A 16,728-nucleotide genomic window follows, 5' to 3' on the forward strand; every position below is an offset into this window, starting at 1 on the left:
ACGAGACACAATGGCCGTCACCCACACGGCACGGCCATCACGCCGCATTCAACCCAACCGAGAAGCAGGCAACACCGCCCGCCACCAAGGCCTGCCTAAACTGCGCGGACGCCCCTCAACCTGCATCTGCGGGTGCGCCAACAGCATCGGCATATCCCGCAACCGTATCCACGGCTCGCTGTGCCAGTGCAACATACTCACCGACAACCCCGGCCACTGCAGCATGCTCAGGTTCGGCGTGCAGTCATCGAACGGCACCTGCCCATCCCGCAACGCAGGCACCACCTCATGGGTAAGCCACTGTCGTAACCCACGATTCTCCGCGTGATAGTGATGCACCATCATCGCGTACGCCCCCGACTCACTGACGATCAGCTCTGACTGTGCTTCGCCGTGCAGGTCGAGCGTGATCATCCGGTGCTGGTCAGCGTCCAGCTTGCGCAGCGTCCGCTCGTTCAAAGGCCAGCCGATCATGCGACCCAGATCGCGGGCGCTGAACCAGGGTTGGTTTTCGAGTAGGAGGGCGAGGAGTTGGCGGTTGTGGCGGTGGAAGGGGGTTGGGGTGAGGGGCGTCGTCTGATTTAGGTTTGTGATGTGCGGCATCTAGGTAATCTCTACATTTTTAGCTTTTTGAGAGCTAGGCGTCGGGAGCTAAGAAACCCCAATGTAGAAAAGGCCGGACGTATTCCCCTTGCGGGTCTTGTATTGGTCCACTCCCGACATATCAGAGATTTTAGAACGCGCAGCCGAAGGCTGCAGGTACAAAAAGCCGCATTTTATCGGAAGCGGTCAGGCCGCTACATTTGAGTTTCTTGGGCGTTTCTTAGGCGCGGTGTAAGGGTATTAGGCATCAGATAGATGGACAAGGTGCTAACGCGTAGGATTTTTCTGAAAAATCGTCGTATCAAATGCCTAGCGTGAGTGATGCTGAGGTCTGCGAAATCATTCGTCCAAGGCCTTCTTTAAATCCTGAAGATAGGCGCTTGTGGTTAGCTCTGGCGCCTTGAGCTGACACTCCCATATTATTATTGTCCTCCAGCCGAGCTGTCTGAGAGCTAAGATTGACTTAGCATCTCTAGCAACGTTCTTGGAAAATTTTTCTGCCCAGAATTCGGGTCTTGTCTTAGGCATCGTTGCGTACCGGCATCCCGGGTGCCGATGCCAAAAACATCCATGTACAAATATACAGGTCTTTAGTTTCGGCAGTACAATGTCGGGATTTCCAGGTAGGTCCTTCCGATGGAGCCGGAATCGAAAGCCATGAGCATGAAGAAATTTTCTCACCAACAGCTCGGGACGAGTGTTCTTCCCCCTGATACCAGACATCATTCTCGATCGCGTCGCACTGTCTACGATGTCCATTACGTTCACCCCTTGGCAGACTTGACAAATGAAAACAGTTGAACCTTTGCAGGTTGTGGACCTTTTTGCTGGTCCTGGCGGCCTTGGCGAAGGCTTTTCTTCCCTAAATAATGGAAAAAGCTTTGAGGTATTAGTCTCCGCAGAGATGGATCCGTTCGCAAGAAATACGCTGAGACTTAGGGCTTTTTACCGTGCTTTGAAAAAACAAAACCCGGATGCTTTAAAAGACTATTATAGATTTTGTGAAACAAACAGCGCTGTCCAACCATGGACAGGAGATAGTTTCGAGCAGTGGAAGTATGCTGACAGCGAAGCGCGTCAAATAAAGTTGGGCAGCATTGAGGGAAATGCAGAACTTGATGCAATACTCGAGGACAGGTTAGATACTAGCAAACCATGGGTTTTAATTGGTGGGCCTCCATGCCAAGCTTATTCTCTTGTAGGACGTGCACGGAATAAAGGAAACTCTGAATATAAAGCTGAGGACGATAGTCGCCACTTTTTGTATAGAGAGTATTTGAGAATAATTCAAAGTAAAAAGCCTGCCGTATTTGTGATGGAGAACGTAAAAGGTATTCTCTCGTCGAAAATAGCAGGAGAACAAATATTTCCCCAGATACTGAAAGATTTGTCAGATCCTGACGCTGCTCTAGGAGTTAAAACCGATAGCGGCTCTAAGTATAAGATTTTTTCATTGGCTTCCGATGATGTATATGAATCTGGGATGAATACTGATGATATTAACCTGAGCAGTTTTGTCGTTCGCTCAGAAAACTACGGGATTCCCCAGAGTCGACATCGAGTAATATTAGTCGGGATTTCTGAAGACTATGTAAGTGGATTGGACAACCTTAAGCTAGTACCAACTAAGGGTGCTACCGTAAGCGAGATGATTGGTACCTTACCACCACTTCGTAGTATCTTATCCCGAGGAAAAGATAACGCCGATGTATGGTGTGGTGACATTCTAACGCACCTAGATGGCCTGTATAAAGATTTAGCTGCATCGGGGAAGCGTGATCTTTCACTTGAAATAGAGTTGAAAATTGTAAGAGAGTCATTCTCAGGTGGGCGACTTAATAACGGTGGTTTGCGGGTAAAGAAAGACAAGTTTTGGGATGGTAGTATAAAAGATAGCGGTTTAAATGAGTGGTTTCTGGATTCTCAGTTGGGGGTTTGGTTAAATCATGAAGCGCGCGGTCATATGAGCGCAGATTTAAAGCGTTATGTATATGCCGCAACATATGCTCAGGCGCACAACATATCGCCAAAAGGTCATCATCAATTCGATTTGCCGGGTTTAGCACCTTTGCACAAAAATTGGGAGACTGGAAAGTTTAGCGACCGCTTTAGGGTTCAAGTGAAAAACCAAACGTCATCCACCATCACGAGTCATATTTCCAAAGACGGCCACTATTTTATTCATTATGATCCTAATCAATGTAGGAGCTTGACAGTTAGAGAGGCTGCCCGTCTTCAAACCTTCCCAGACAATTACTTTTTCCTGGGCAACCGTACTCAGCAGTACCATCAAGTCGGTAACGCCGTCCCCCCTCTCCTAGCAAGAAAAATCGCCACCGTGATTGAGCGCATTATCGCTCAGAAAAGCACTGCCGCGGATATAGAATTTAAGGACGAATATGAGCTTGCGCTCCCTCTTATTTTATGAGATGAATACTGGCGAAAGGGTGGCTCTTGACATTAGGTGCAAAACTCCTTTTTTTGAGGGCGAAGCACCCGGATCATGCATATGAGGACATGGAATGTTGAATAGAAGAGTGTCTACTAACAGTGCATTTTATTTGGCGCACTGGTTATGAGAGAGATTGATAACCCGCCTAATGCAGCATCACTTCTCGAATCCATGCGGTCTATTGGCTATACATTGGAATCTGCTTTGGCAGATCTGATAGACAACAGTATTTCAGCGCAAGCTAAAACTATAAATATTGAATTTAGGCCATATGACGATCCTTATGTAGCGTTGATCGACGATGGCATTGGAATGTCTTCCGACGTCCTTCACAATGCGATGAGACATGGAAGCACGAGTCCTATCTATGAGCGAAAGTCTGATGATATGGGTCGGTACGGGCTGGGTCTTAAGACTTCATCCCTGTCTCAATGCAGGCGTCTGACTGTAGTTTCAAAACATGAAGGGTGCGTAAGTGCATTTTGTTGGGATCTAGACGTTGTAATCGATAAGGGTAATTGGGTAATGCTGGCTCTTGACCCCGCGGATTATGAAGTTCTTCCGCATTACGATGAGCTGAGCAAACAAGATTCTGGTACTGTCGTGCTTTGGCAGAATCTAGATAATTTGGTTGTAGGCGAAAGGTCTGTTGAGTCTGCCCTAGGCGAAAAAATGCTATATGTGCGAGACCATCTTTCTTTGGTGTTTCACAGGTTTATTTCAAGTTATCACACAAAACAGCGCTTGAGCGTTTTTTTGAATGGTGCTCCCTTACAGGCGATAGATCCTTTCTGGGCCGATCATAAAGCAACTCAGGTGTTAGATGAAGATAACTTTACAATTTCGGGGCAACGGGTTTCGGTAAAGCCTTATATATTGCCGCACGTTAACAAAATGTCTTCTTCAGAAGTACTTCATGCTGGGAGAAGTGAAGGAATAAAAGCGCAGCAGGGCTTTTATATTTACCGGAATAAAAGGCTTATTATATGGGGTACTTGGTTTCGACTGGCGAAAAAAGATGAGCTGAGTAAGCTGGCTCGAGTCAGAGTCGATATCCCAAATTCATTAGATTATTTGTGGACATTGGATATAAAAAAGTCCGCTGCGCATCCTCCTGAAGCGGTAAGAATTAATCTGAAGAGGACAGTAGAAAGAATCAGAGAGGCCAGTGGTAGAACTATTAAATTTAAGGGCAGGAAGGTTGAAGGCTCAAAGACGTCTCCCGTCTGGCATGAGGTTATTGCTAGAGGAGGGGTGCGTTACGATATAAATCGTGAGTATCCGATGATTGTTGAATATAGGAATAGCTTGGAAGCATCTAATGTTCCGTTATTTGATTTGTTGTTGAGTGTGATTGAGAATTCGTTTCCAGCGGAAGCTTTGTATTCGCAAATGGCAGGAGATATTCGCTCTGGATTTAACGATGATGAATCGATGGAGCGATTGAGAGAGCTAGTTGGAAATCTTTTTTCCCAACTGCCTAAAAATTCTGATGCACGTTCTAGGCTGTTGTCGACTTTGCATTTGCTTGAGCCATTCAGTTTACATCCAAATTTAACTAAAGATATTGTAAAGGAATATGAATTATGAGCAGTGATGCCAGATATCAGTTGTCACCTAATGGTCGCAGATTAGAGTTGGGTGTTATTACTGCATTAACAGTTGATGGTATTCCTACTGAGCTTGAGATTCTTGAGCTTGCGACCTGCTTGAGAGCGATACCTATATACGCAGTTTCAGATTTCGAATTCGAAAACGTTATAAAAAGATTACATGTTGCTCTAACTTTGGATATGGGCTTAGGCAGCTACGTTTATGATGAGCATAACCCTTGGCTACGAGCGCGAAAGGCTGACATTGATCCTTTCTATTGGGAGCGTTACCAAGCTGATCTGCTCAAGCAGGGTTGGGGGCCAAAAGTTGTCAGCTCTTTAGACAAGGTTACTGATGAGATACTGGACTTATTAGGTAATCCCAAAGATTCTGTTGGGTGGCCTCGTCGGGGGCTGGTGATGGGCGATGTTCAGTCCGGTAAAACTTCAAACTATACTGGGTTGATATGTAAGGCTGCGGATGCAGGGTACAAACTTGTTATTTTGCTCACTGGAACGTTAGAAAGTCTGAGGAGACAGACTCAAGAACGGCTTGATTCAGGTTTCGTAGGCTTGGATAGTTCTGGTGTTGTAAATAATCGAAAGCGTCATCGTAAAGAAATTGGTGTTGGGCTTATCGATGCTGCCAGGTCCGCAGGCGTTTTTACATCTACCGTTGGAGATTTCAAAGCCGCAACTGTAAATCAGTTGGGTTTCAAGCTTAAAGACTATAAAGAGCCTGTTCTTCTGGTAGTTAAAAAGAATAAAAGAATATTGGAGAATCTTGCTGACTGGTTAGTCACCTTTAATGCTAGTGGATCTGGCAATATAGATTTGCCGCTTTTGCTTATAGATGATGAAGCTGATAACGCATCTATTAATACTAACCCCAAAAAAGCTACCGCGATTAATTCGGGTATCAGGGGCTTACTTAAGGTTTTTCCGCGCTCCAGTTATGTAGGCTTTACTGCAACTCCTTTTGCTAATGTCTTCATAAATCCAGATACTACAACCGAAATGGAGGGCGATGATCTCTTTCCAAGAGACTTCATATATGCATTAGATGCGCCATCCAACTATGTAGGCGCACATCGGATATTTGGTGATAATGCAGATTTAAAGTGTGTTGAGCCTATTTGGGATGCGGAAGAGTATTTTCCAAAGGGGATGTCTTCTGACAGTGTCATCGATGCTGTCCCTGACAGTATGCTTGAAGCGGTGTCGTGTTTTTTTATAATAAACACGATTATGGATCTTCGTCCTGGAACGCCTAAGCACAGATCAATGCTGGTAAATGTTAGTCACTTCACGCATGTTCAGAACCAAATTAGAGATATCTTGGATCATGAGGTTAGACTGATGCAGTCTGACATAAGAAACTATGCCTCGCTTTCAACAACAGAAGCATTACGTAATGACTCTATTCGAAAGTTACACGCTTGTTACAGTAAATTCTACAGCGGTCTAAACATACCTTGGGCTAAAATTCAAGCCGGATTGACTGCAGCTAATTTGCCTATACAGGTCGTAGCAGTCAATCAGAAAAGTGGTCCTGCAAGCTTGGATTACTCATCTTATAAAGAGTATGGATTAAGGGTAGTTGCTGTAGGTGGGAATAGTCTTGCTAGGGGGTTGACTCTTGAAGGACTTTGTATTAGTTACTTCTTCCGTGGTACGCAGATGTACGATGCTCTGCTCCAGATGGGGAGATGGTTCGGGTATAGAACAGGATACGAAGACCTATTTAAGATATGGATGTCCAATGAAACCTTTGATTTCTACTCTCATATATCTCAAGCTACTGATGAGCTTAGAGGAGAGGTCAGACGGATGCAGATCTCTCGGCTTAAACCAATAGATTTTGGACTGAAAGTCAGATCCCATCCTGAGTCGCTACTGATCACCGCAAAAAACAAGATGCGTTACACTGATGAAATCGTACAAACAATATCTATTTCTCAAGAGAGTTTAGAGTCGCCTAGGCTGCTAAAAGATCCTGCCATTCTCATTGGTAATTATAAAGCTGCACAAAGTTTTGTGCTTGAAGTTATGAGTAATAATGTACGGGAGGAGGCAAAGTTTCCCATCTGGTACGGAGTTTCAAAAGCGCTCATAGTGAAATTTTTGAGATCGTTTGTAAATCATCCTTTAAGCGTAAAACTGCAAACCTCGAGTTTAGCTGATTTTATTGAGAAGTCTGACGATGATAAGCTTAGAAAATGGGAGGTCGCGATCCCTAGTGGAGAAGTTGATAGTTATAATTTTGTCCCTGGGCTCACTGTAAAACCAAGACGACGCAATATAACTGAAGACGAATCCATCCGCGCTTTGTTGATTAATGGTAGCAAATTACGAGTCGGTTCTGCTGCTGATGAAAAAATAGGATTAACTTCGTCAGAGATTGAAAGTGTAGAAGCTTTATTTCGTTCGGACTCTAGGAATAAATCAAAGACTGTTCCAGGTAGTAAATATACTGCGGTTCGCCAAAGGCCGTTATTGCTTCTCCATCTGATAAATTCAAAAAGCACCGATAGTAACGCTACATCTTTTACTCCCCAAGGATGCGGCGCATTGGTAGCGATCGGCCTCAGTTTTCCCGAACTAGACATGGCAAGTCATCGAATTGCTTATAGGATCAACCTTGTTGAGCTGAGAAATATACTTTCAGGGGATACTTCTAGCATTGAGTCAGACGATGAGGATGAGGATGACCAAGACGATGAATAACTCAGTGTTTCTTTGGAGTTCAACTTCGTCGGGTTCTTCGGAAAAATCAGGCGCCGGCTTCAGTAGGGTAGACGCTTCCCACTCACTGGACTTTTATCTTGGTTTCGACAAAGATGGCAGGCACACGTTACTCTTGATCTGTAATAGTCGACCGGATTTTCAGAGCGACTTGAAACTGGTACGAGTGAAGTGCGTGGCACGTGATGACGGCCGCTGGTCATTATTCCTGATGCTCGAAGATATTGCTCTACTTGAAATATTCTCTTTGCTATGTAGCGACTTAATAGAGTCATCACGTGATATTCCTAACGTAGAAGAAGCGTTAGGGTTTGTCTTGCAGAGATTGGCTAGTTGGCGGTTACTTTTCGAAAGAGGTGATTTAGGTCTTTTGTCGGAGTCAGAAATCAGAGGTCTATGCGGTGAATTATTATATCTGCACGATTTAACCGAAATCTATGGTTGTAGCTTATCTGTAGCAAGTTGGGTTGGGCCTTACTTGGCTGATCAAGACTTTCAGATGGACACTATCGCATGGGAAGTAAAAACTTTGCGACCAGGTATTTCTGATATATTTATTTCGTCGGAGCGACAACTCGACTCGTCAGTACGAGAAATAGTACTAGTTGTATATGAAGTAGCTAACTGTTCCACTATGTCTGTAGGTGCCTTTACATTGAACTCTTTAGTGAAAAAGCTTAGGGCATCAATCAAAGCTTCTTATGATTCGAGAGTTATGTTTGATAAAGCACTATTCAGGGCAGGGTATATAGAGCGCTCTGAGTATGATGAAATAAACCTTGTTGTAAGGGAGGTTTCTAGTTATAGCGTAGGCCTAGGATTTCCTTGTATCACCAAGGCGATGCTGCCAAATGGCATTAGTGAAACAAGGTATAAGCTGGATATTTCGCTGTGTGAGACTTTCAAAGTCTCTGTCGCCTGAGCTGGAGAGTAGATAATGAATTTGGAAGACTTTCATCGAGAGTTTATCGAAACAGTTAGGGCCAGAGCTGAATCAACGAGAGATTTTATTCGTGCAGTGTTTGTTGATGAATGCGGTGATCGTCTTATAGATGCTGAGGAGTTTTTTTCTTTTGAGAGTTGCCGTTTTGAGGGTGTAGGCATCAAAAAGAGAAAGCTACGTGTAGATGGCTACTATTACGATGATGCTGATAGTTCTCTAACTTTAATGGTGGCTGAGTTCTTTAATGATGACGAAATGGGAACATTCGTTACTCAAGACGTAAAACGTGCTTTTGAACAACTTCGCTCCTATTTAGAGGAGGCTCTGAATGGATCTTTAACTGACGGATCAGTTGATGAGAGTAATCCTGGATACGGTCTGGCTTGTGACTTGATGGATTGGCATTCAAAGATTACAAGATATAAATTTTATTTTGTTACTGATAGGGTTTCAAAAAGTAGACAGAAGGATTGGTTTGAAGAAGAAGTTAAAGATGTTCCTGTGGAGCTGCATATCTGGGACATAGCTCGCTTTCATTCTGCGTACGTGTCCGCTACTGGACGAGATGAGCTTTCTGTGGATTTTTGTACCGCCGATAGCCCTGGCCTGCCATTTCTAGCCGCAGTCCAGTCCGGCGACGAGTATGATGCTTATCTGTGTATGATATCTGGAGATTCTTTGGCGGATATCTATGATAAGTACGGTAGTAGATTGTTAGAGGGTAATGTTCGGACTTTTCTAAGCACCAAAGGTAAAGTGAATTCTGCTATACAAAATACTATACGTCATCGTCCGGAAATGTTTTTTGCTTTCAATAACGGTATAGCCGCTACTGCTGAAAACGTCGTAATCCAAGAGACCCCAGCGGGATTACGTATAACAAATGTTACTAATCTACAGATCGTTAATGGTGGGCAAACTACCGCTTCGCTCGCCTATGCAAAGCGTGGATCTTCAGGAAAGAAGGATTTTGCTGATCTTTCTAACGTAATGGTCCAGATGAAGTTGTCAATTCTCTCTCCCGAGCGGATTGGTATGCTCACGCCGGAAATCGCTAGATATGCCAACAGTCAGAATAAGGTAAGTGACGCTGATTTTTTTTCAAATCACCCCTATCACATCCGACTGGAGGAGTTTTCTCGCCGTATTTTTACTTCCCCTATCGGTGGGGCTCAGCATGGCACGCACTGGTTCTATGAACGTGCCCGTGGACAGTTTGCGAATGAGCAAGCTAAGCTTACAGCTGCCCAAAAAAATCAGTTTCTTATTCAAAATCCCAAATCACAGTTGTTTAATAAAACTGACGTGGCCAAATATGAAAATAGTTGGCGAGAAATGCCTCATAAAGTAAGTATGGGGGCTCAAAAGAACTTCATGCTTTTTGCAGATGTTATTTCTAAGCTCTGGTCTAATGATGGAAAAAATTACAATGAAGATTATTTTCGCTCGCTTGTTTCGTTGGCTATAATATTTAAAAGGTTAGAGGCACTTGTAAGCCAGCAACCTTGGTACCAAGGAGGTTACAGAGCTAACATTGTGACTTATACGGTTGCCAAGCTGCATAATATGATATCCGAACAAGCGTTAGGGAAGCAGTTAGATCTTCGTGCGATTTGGGATCTGCAATGCGTTCCAGAATGGCTTGTCAGTCAGCTCGTAGTAGTTGCTAAATGTGTTTTTGAAGTTTTAACTGATTCTGAGCGACCTAAAGATAACGTGACTGAATGGGCTAAAACACAAGCCTGTTGGGAGCAGGTTAAACTGCTTGATATACCGTTTAAAAACGACTTCTATGAAAAGCTTGTTGATGTGAGTTCGGTAGTTGATGAAGGTAAGAAATCCAGAAAAACTCAAAAAACCGATGATGGGATTGAAATTCAGATTCAGGTTGCTAGTGTGCCTGGCGCGGAATGGAGTCGCATGCTTAATTGGGGAGGTAAGCATAACCATCTAACGCCTAAACAAAAAAGTCTTTTGTTGATAGCTTCTCAAATACCTAAGAAGTTGCCCACTGAGAAGCAATGTATAGAGATATGGAAAATCCGTGATGCGATGATCAATGAAGGATTCATTGCTATGTGATTTTTTGTAATGGTAAAGATTATTGTATTGATCAAATGATCTTGGACACGATGTTAAAGTTTTTCTCGTACTGAGCGGGCGCCAGTCCATCATTGAACTGGCACGGCCGAATCCAGCTATAACGACGCATCCGATAATGAAGGATATCCTGCTGAACCTCTCGGGCCGTCATGTTGAACCGACCGATTTTCTCGCCATCTTCCTGCAATATCGACACGATACTGCTTTTGCCGGCTGCGCTTCGAGTTCATCGACCCCGCTGAGTAGACGATCCCGCTCGGGTCTGGAGCCTGGCGTCGCATGCAATGGTCGTAGTATCACGAGCGAGGTATCTCGAACACTTCGCACAGCAACTCGATTGGCTCATGGGCACACCAGCGACGCAGCGCAGACTCGACCAACCCAAGTGAGCGTGAGGCTTCGATATTGCTATAACCTGATTGAGCCTCCGGCCTTGCATTTGAATTCAGCGGAGAAGGTACGGCGTTGTCTGGTCATAAGAGACCTCTATCTGGCGATATTCTTGCCTAAAAGAGTGCCCGGAATCATTAGACCACTCCACGTGTCAGACAGCGCTATTCGTAACTTTCCCCTTTGGCGGGTACCAAAGGCATGCCTAGCGCCACCTCGAAATACTGACTGGTGGTTGTGAATTTTATTGTGCACCCGCATCTCTCGACTATAGCTTGCACGATGGCGAGGCCGAGACCGCAGCCAGTACTTGAACTACCGCGCCAAAATCGCTCAGTCAGGAGATGAATATTATCTTGTGACATCTCAACGCTCACGTTCTTAACCGTCACCAACGCGAACCCGCTATCGTCGGTCACGCTAACGACCACCTGCGTATTTGCTGGGCTGTGGCGCAGCGCATTATCAAGTAGGTTGCGAAGCGCAGCCACGGCAAGTACGGCCGGCATATCCAGGCACGCCAAGGGTCTTACAAACTGAAAGGTCTGAACTATCCGCTCTGTGCTGGACGTTGCATCCTGAACAGCTAACGAAACGACCTGTTCGACACCGCATTGACTTCCATCATCAAATGACAGACTGCCTTCAACCCTGGCCAACAGAAGCAATTGCTCAAGCGTGCTATGCAGACGATCAGTACCTTGCTCGGCTCGGCTCAACGCCAAGCACTGCGCTTCCCCTGAAGTCATTTGCGCAACCTGCAGATGGGTTTTAATGGCCGTCAATGGACTACGTAATTCATGTGCTGCATCACCCGTCAGGCGGCGTTCACGCTCGATTGCCCGGCTGATACGCATCAACAAGTGATTTTGAGTTTCCAGCAAAGGCTTTAACTCACAAGGAAGCATCTGAAGGTGCAGTGGTTCAAGGGAGTCGATGTTGCGCTTTCTCAATTCGTCGCGCATACGATTGAGTGGCGCCAGGCCCTTACCTATTCCCAACCAAAGCGTTGCGACGCAGGACAAAAGCGCTACCAATACTGGCATTGACGCTGATAGCAGGACAGAGTGATTCAGTTGCTCACGCTCTTGCTCGCGGTCAGCCGTCGTGATGCGAACGTCGTCCTGCACAAGCGTGAAACTTCTCCAATGCTCTCCATCAATCACTTGGTCATAAAAACCACCGCTGGGACTGGCGATGACAGTGCCAGTATTGCTGCGGTTACTTGCCAAAATTTCCCCGCGTAACGAACTGACCTCACACGCCATGCCATCGGGGATGCCCAACTGATCGGCGCTGAAATGAGCCCCGTGATCTTTGCTGGACAAAGGTTGAGGCAACTGGGCGACCAAACCCGCAACCATTCGTGCTGATGCCACAAGTCGCTGATCCAGTGAGTACATCATTTGGCTACGTACATCTTGGAACATCCAGGTCGCAGCGAGTGTCCAGACCGCGACAAAAGCAACACCCAGTATCAGACTTAAGCGTAAACGCAGGCTCATGAACAGCAACTCTGGAGTGAAGAGGCAACGCCTAGTCGATACCCTGAGCCTCTAACCGTCTCGATGATTTGCCCTCCCAATTTGCGCCTTAGATGAAAAATATGGACATTAAGTGCATTGCTCTCGACCTCATCAGTGAACCCGTACACGCTATCTTTTAGTTGCTCAAGCGAGAGAACACGCCCTGGATTGTTCAGGAGGGCCAAAAGCACTGCTTGTTCACGACGCGAAAGGTCTATGGCAGTGCCAGATAGCCAGGTTTCCCGCGTACTGGGGTCGTAAGTGAGAATGCCATGTTCGATGTGGTTTACCGTTCGTCCTGCAACGCGACGAACCAACGTATGTAATCGAGCAAAGAGTTCCCTAAGGTCGAATGGCTTTACCATGTAGTCATCAGCTCCAGCGTGGAGCCCCTTGACCCGATCATCCACGTCATCACGTGCGGTCAAAATCAACACCGGGATGTTATGCCCTCGACTTCGTAAGGATCTCAAAAGGCTGATACCGTCTTCATCGGGCAACCCCAGATCAAGAATCATCACGTCAAACTGCGCCGCATCTAAGATCGCATGAGCCGCAGAGGCTGAGCCAACACGGTCAAGGTTAAGGCCTTGAGCATGTAAACCAGCGACGATGCCACTGGCAATAAGCTCGTCATCTTCACAAAGCAGCACGTGCATTGTTGGACCCTAATGGAGGAAAGAATTACACATAGAACGCATTGGAGTCGCTACGGTCTGCGTTCACGAAAAATAACTATGCCTGATGTTGCAGATTGCCTCTCTGACTGAGCGTTTATTTCTCAACAGGCGGATGATTGATACAGCTATGTTCATATCATCCGCCCCAAAAAAACAGCTTGAGTGTTATCTTCAATCACTTTAAATATTCAAGCCCTCATCAACATCAGTGCGTCGGCTTAGACAGTGGAAAGCATTTTTCAATGGATTGGCTTTTCCTCGGCTTTTGACACATCTTTGTGTTTGACTGATGAGGTGACAGCCGATTTATCGTTGTGCTTTTTGTCTTCAGGCCCCGCAAGTTTCTCACGTGCTTGCTGACGCTCAAGCGCTCTAGCTTCTTGGCGTTTTTGCAACATATCAGCGCCGTCTTGAGCAAAAGTGGCGCAGCAGCACAGACTAAGAAACGAAGCCAAAACCAGTGTCGGCGTTTTCATTAATACATTCCTCTCGGGGCAGGTTTGCAGAGCTAATCCGTCTGCTTGGATGAGCTATAATTTAATGCACCTCGATTAACCCAGTATTAAGAGCGACTAAAAATTACAAAAAATACAGACGTATACGATTATTCCTGTCGTTCAGCGCCCTCGCGCCGCCTGTAACCTACAGCCGTCTTTATAAAGGGCGGATTTGCTATGCAAAAGAATGGCTAAACATCTGCTCTTGTAAATGCCGACAACAACTCACCCTGTAAGCGAGCGCACATCGTTAATGTACGGGTATGACGTTGTTGCTCACGCTACGGACACTAATGAAAACAAGAGCAAGGCTCACCAACGCAGCCGCAAGCAGCAAAGCCAACCATGCATGCGCGCCGATCTGTGCGAGTGAGCCGGCCAACGGTGTAGCAAGCGAACCTAGAATGTGCGTGCTGGCACCTAATAAAGCGGCAGTGGCACCTAACGCTCGTTCTTGTGAGGCCATCGCAATGGACATGAGTGATGGTTCGGCGATCCCAAAACCGAAAACAGCGATGAATAGCGCTGGGACGATGCCATAAAGATCTGCACCTACGTACACGGCGAGCAGTGCCAGCGCTGAACCGCCGCTCATCATGGCAACTCCAAGCAGTGCCATCAGGCTCGCCGAGCATCTGCTGGCCAAACGGCTACCGGTCATTGCACCCAACATCATAGCCACGCCCGTGCCGCCGAATACAAAGCCGAAGATGTCTGAACGCAAGGCGTAGCCACTTTGGTACACAAAAGATGCACCACCGACGTAGCCAAACAAAAAGAAAAACACGGATGAAAGGGCCAGAGCAGGAAGGATAAATCGCTTATCCGCAACAAGACGCCGATAGGTGCCGAACACACTGGCAGGCCTGAACGGCGTGCGCTTTTCTCTGGCTAAGGTTTCCGGTAGGCAAACACTGGAGTTTAACAAAGCCAACACACCGACAATGGCCAGCGCCAGCATCACGGCTCGCCATCCGAAGTGCACATTGATGATGCCGCCGAATGCCGGTGCGAGTATCGGGGCGGCACCCTGTATGGTCACGAGCAGAGCGAAAAGCTGCGTGGCACGAATGCCGCTGGAGAGGTCGCGCACCGAGCTCATGGCGATAACGAGCACCAGCGCAACAGACAGCCCCTGAAAGAATCGAGCGAGCAGCATGGCGCCCATCGACTCGCTTAAGGATGCCCATAACGAAGCCAGGATGAACGCCGCCAGGCCCGCCAGCAAAGGGCGTCGGCGGCCTAGCGCGTCGATAACCGGCCCGAACACGAGCTGTCCCGCGCCCATTGCCAATAAAAACACCGTCAACGTCAGCTGCATGGTGGCGTAGTCGGTATTCAGGTCCTTGGTCATCTGGGGCATGGCCGCCAAGTACATATCGATGGCCGAGGGCCCAAGTATTGTGATCAAGGCCAGAGAGGCTGCTGCCTTGAAGCCGACGGTGTGCTGTGGGGTATCCATAATTTGACCGACTCGTACCTTCAGGATGCACTTGCAACGCATCAAAGAGAATTCACATACGTTACGCATGCCAAATCAAATCGTATTGACATTCGAGAGGTATGTCAATTAGCGTACGCGGCGTATGTGAGCTAAAAAGGATGCTTTTATGCAGCAACAACGCCGTACGCGCGCCGGAATGATTGAGCAAACTCGCGCCAAGCTGGTAGCAGCCGCCCGGCAGGCATTTGCCAGCCAGGGCTTCGCCCATACTTCAATGGATGATTTCACCGCCGAAGTCAGTCTGACGAGGGGGGCGATCTATCACCATTTTGGCAATAAGGAAGGATTGCTACTCGCAGTCATCGAGCAGATCGAGACCGAAGTGGGCGAACGCCTTCAGGCAATTTCGGATGCGGCACCTTCTCCGTGGGAAGCATTCCGTCGACGTTGTCGCGCCTATCTTGAACTGGCACTGGAGCCGGAAATCCGCCGGATTATCTTGCAGGATGCACGTGCCATCTTCGGTGATGTTCCGCAAGCCGCTCAGTCATTGGGCATTGCCGCACTGCAAGCCGCGCTCGACGGACTGATTGCCGAAGGTGTCGTGGCACCGCTGCACACAACCGTGACAGCCCGAATGATCTATGGCGCTGTCACCGAAGCATCGTTCTGGATCGCAGAACCTGATGGCGACATTGAGGCACGTTTGGCCCAAGCACTTGAAGGCTTGGAACGGCTACTAAGCGGTCTGCTTAATAGCTAACCGCTGCCACCTCACTTTTCAGGAATACCTACTATGCAATGGCGCAATAGCGCGACCTGTTTTGGTGGCCTTGCCAAATTTTTTCACTGGACGAGCGCGGCTTCATTTATCGCGGCTTACATCGTCGTCTATTACGTTATCTGGTTCATGGATGACACCTCTCCGGAGTCTTTGCCAGTGCTCAATATTCATTGGGTGCTTGGCCTGCTAGTCGGTTTTCTAGTGTTGCCCAGGTTGCTATGGCGATTGCTGGACATGCAGCCGGATAACCCGCCCGGTTCGGCGTTGGAACACATACTCGCGCACGTTGCGCACGGGGGACTCTATGGTCTGATGATTGCGATGCCGCTAACGGGCTACTTGGGCACGGGGGCACCTACGGACTTCGGACTGTTCAGCATGACAGGCTTCAATGAAACCAAGCTATTCGCCTGGTTCAGTGTCACATTCAGTTTAAGCTATGAAGCGTTTGAGGCTCCGATAGATACTGTTCATCATTTCCTTGGGAAGTGGGTTGCCTGGGTCGTGGTGAGCCTGCATGTGTTAGCTGCGCTCTTCCATCATCTGGTACGTCGCGACAGTGTTTTGAGACGTATGCTGCCTTGGTCAAGCCTACCTAAAGCGTCATGAGCTGTGGGAGCCCGGCAAGCGTGGAGAACGCTTCCAAATTAAGGAATTGATGTTTAAATCCTGCCTCTGACAGAGGGGCAGGAGTCATTAGTCTACTATCTCCTTTGTTCCATGTTAATTGTTGACTGGCCAGCCAATCGAGCAGCGCCTAGAGCAAAGTTCAAACCCCGCGTCTATCGATCAGTCCCGCGCCTCCAGATAAGGTGATATGCCCGCGTTTTGCCTTGGCAAATGAAGCGAAAACGGTTTATTGAATGCGGGAGGGGTGTACTGGTAATACGGGACAAGCCCTCATTTCTGTTTTTCTCTTTGTAAGTGTCAACGCTATTATTGCAGGCCTAGCAGCTTATCCGGGGTCAG

The 16,728-nt window shown here is 47.2% G+C and carries 13 protein-coding genes and 1 pseudogene; 7 read left to right on the forward strand and 7 right to left on the reverse strand.

The features are described from left to right. Positions 1–48: 48 nt before the first annotated feature. A complete protein-coding gene (locus JOE34_RS13210) occupies positions 49–603 on the reverse strand; it encodes a Bro-N domain-containing protein (RefSeq protein ID WP_209995899.1) in 555 nt (184 codons plus the stop codon). A 339-nt stretch (positions 604–942) separates the two neighbouring features. After that, positions 943–1,362, reverse strand: coding sequence for a DNA mismatch endonuclease Vsr (gene vsr, locus JOE34_RS13215; protein ID WP_058416730.1), 420 nt, complete (start codon positions 1,360–1,362; stop codon positions 943–945). A 28-nt stretch (positions 1,363–1,390) separates the two neighbouring features. Here vsr and JOE34_RS13220 point away from each other — a divergent pair, with 28 nt between their 5' ends. The 5 genes from JOE34_RS13220 (at position 1,391) to JOE34_RS13240 (ending at position 10,417) form a co-directional block, all read left to right on the forward strand. Next, positions 1,391–3,031 carry a DNA cytosine methyltransferase gene (locus JOE34_RS13220; protein WP_122335523.1) on the forward strand — a complete coding sequence of 547 codons (1,641 nt, stop codon included), beginning with the start codon at positions 1,391–1,393 and terminating at the stop codon, positions 3,029–3,031. Positions 3,032–3,178: 147 nt separating this feature from the next. Further along, positions 3,179–4,645, forward strand: a complete 1,467-nt coding sequence (locus JOE34_RS13225; protein ID WP_209995901.1) for an ATP-binding protein — start codon at positions 3,179–3,181, stop codon at positions 4,643–4,645. Continuing rightward, entirely contained in the window at positions 4,642–7,374 is a 2,733-nt protein-coding gene (locus JOE34_RS13230) for a Z1 domain-containing protein (RefSeq protein ID WP_209995903.1), read from the forward strand. The genes JOE34_RS13225 and JOE34_RS13230 overlap by 4 nt, the downstream gene beginning before the upstream one ends. Then, a complete protein-coding gene (locus tag JOE34_RS13235; RefSeq protein ID WP_245227150.1) occupies positions 7,367–8,314 on the forward strand; it encodes a PD-(D/E)XK motif protein in 948 nt (315 codons plus the stop codon). The genes JOE34_RS13230 and JOE34_RS13235 overlap by 8 nt, the downstream gene beginning before the upstream one ends. A gap of 15 nt (positions 8,315–8,329) precedes the next feature. Beyond that, positions 8,330–10,417 carry an AIPR family protein gene (locus JOE34_RS13240; RefSeq protein WP_209995907.1) on the forward strand — a complete coding sequence of 696 codons (2,088 nt, stop codon included), beginning with the start codon at positions 8,330–8,332 and terminating at the stop codon, positions 10,415–10,417. A gap of 31 nt (positions 10,418–10,448) precedes the next feature. Here the strand turns inward: JOE34_RS13240 and JOE34_RS13245 are convergent. The 5 genes and pseudogenes from JOE34_RS13245 to JOE34_RS13265 all read right to left on the reverse strand — a co-directional run bounded on the left by JOE34_RS13245 (position 10,449) and on the right by JOE34_RS13265 (position 14,993). Then, a pseudogene (locus tag JOE34_RS13245) lies at positions 10,449–10,915 on the reverse strand (hypothetical protein). 77 nt (positions 10,916–10,992) lie between these two features. Then, positions 10,993–12,333 (reverse strand): ATP-binding protein, encoded by a 1,341-nt coding sequence (locus JOE34_RS13250; RefSeq protein WP_209995909.1) that lies wholly within the window; start codon positions 12,331–12,333, stop codon positions 10,993–10,995. Then, positions 12,330–13,013: a response regulator transcription factor gene (locus JOE34_RS13255; RefSeq protein ID WP_003314561.1), complete on the reverse strand. Its 684-nt coding sequence runs from the start codon at positions 13,011–13,013 to the stop codon at positions 12,330–12,332. The genes JOE34_RS13250 and JOE34_RS13255 overlap by 4 nt, the downstream gene beginning before the upstream one ends. A 260-nt stretch (positions 13,014–13,273) precedes the next feature. Beyond that, positions 13,274–13,510 (reverse strand): hypothetical protein, encoded by a 237-nt coding sequence (locus JOE34_RS13260; RefSeq protein WP_209995911.1) that lies wholly within the window; start codon positions 13,508–13,510, stop codon positions 13,274–13,276. 271 nt (positions 13,511–13,781) lie between these two features. After that, positions 13,782–14,993 carry a multidrug effflux MFS transporter gene (locus JOE34_RS13265; RefSeq protein WP_010421739.1) on the reverse strand — a complete coding sequence of 404 codons (1,212 nt, stop codon included), beginning with the start codon at positions 14,991–14,993 and terminating at the stop codon, positions 13,782–13,784. 148 nt (positions 14,994–15,141) lie between these two features. Between JOE34_RS13265 and JOE34_RS13270 the strand changes: the two genes are divergently transcribed. Further along, entirely contained in the window at positions 15,142–15,738 is a 597-nt protein-coding gene (locus JOE34_RS13270) for a TetR/AcrR family transcriptional regulator (protein ID WP_003434343.1), read from the forward strand. A 33-nt stretch (positions 15,739–15,771) separates the two neighbouring features. Continuing rightward, complete coding sequence (locus tag JOE34_RS13275; protein ID WP_003434345.1) at positions 15,772–16,368, forward strand: cytochrome b; 597 nt, start codon at positions 15,772–15,774, stop codon at positions 16,366–16,368. Positions 16,369–16,728: the final 360 nt, after the last annotated feature.

This window comes from Pseudomonas sp. PvP028 (assembly GCF_017832255.1).
In the GTDB taxonomy this organism is placed as follows: domain Bacteria; phylum Pseudomonadota; class Gammaproteobacteria; order Pseudomonadales; family Pseudomonadaceae; genus Aquipseudomonas; species Aquipseudomonas syringae.

What these genes read in the sequence shown, in the direction of transcription:
- JOE34_RS13250 (WP_209995909.1), bottom strand. Translation starts at nt 12,333, where the DNA reads ATGAGCCTGCGTTTACGCTTAAGTCTGATACTGGGTGTTGCTTTTGTC.
- JOE34_RS13210 (WP_209995899.1), bottom strand. Translation starts at nt 603, where the DNA reads ATGCCGCACATCACAAACCTAAATCAGACGACGCCCCTCACCCCAACC.
- JOE34_RS13260 (WP_209995911.1), bottom strand. Translation starts at nt 13,510, where the DNA reads ATGAAAACGCCGACACTGGTTTTGGCTTCGTTTCTTAGTCTGTGCTGC.
- JOE34_RS13220 (WP_122335523.1), top strand. Translation starts at nt 1,391, where the DNA reads ATGAAAACAGTTGAACCTTTGCAGGTTGTGGACCTTTTTGCTGGTCCT.
- JOE34_RS13265 (WP_010421739.1), bottom strand. Translation starts at nt 14,993, where the DNA reads ATGGATACCCCACAGCACACCGTCGGCTTCAAGGCAGCAGCCTCTCTG.
- JOE34_RS13230 (WP_209995903.1), top strand. Translation starts at nt 4,642, where the DNA reads ATGAGCAGTGATGCCAGATATCAGTTGTCACCTAATGGTCGCAGATTA.
- JOE34_RS13275 (WP_003434345.1), top strand. Translation starts at nt 15,772, where the DNA reads ATGCAATGGCGCAATAGCGCGACCTGTTTTGGTGGCCTTGCCAAATTT.
- vsr (WP_058416730.1), bottom strand. Translation starts at nt 1,362, where the DNA reads ATGGACATCGTAGACAGTGCGACGCGATCGAGAATGATGTCTGGTATC.
- JOE34_RS13235 (WP_245227150.1), top strand. Translation starts at nt 7,367, where the DNA reads ATGAATAACTCAGTGTTTCTTTGGAGTTCAACTTCGTCGGGTTCTTCG.
- JOE34_RS13240 (WP_209995907.1), top strand. Translation starts at nt 8,330, where the DNA reads ATGAATTTGGAAGACTTTCATCGAGAGTTTATCGAAACAGTTAGGGCC.
- JOE34_RS13255 (WP_003314561.1), bottom strand. Translation starts at nt 13,013, where the DNA reads ATGCACGTGCTGCTTTGTGAAGATGACGAGCTTATTGCCAGTGGCATC.
- JOE34_RS13225 (WP_209995901.1), top strand. Translation starts at nt 3,179, where the DNA reads ATGAGAGAGATTGATAACCCGCCTAATGCAGCATCACTTCTCGAATCC.
- JOE34_RS13270 (WP_003434343.1), top strand. Translation starts at nt 15,142, where the DNA reads ATGCAGCAACAACGCCGTACGCGCGCCGGAATGATTGAGCAAACTCGC.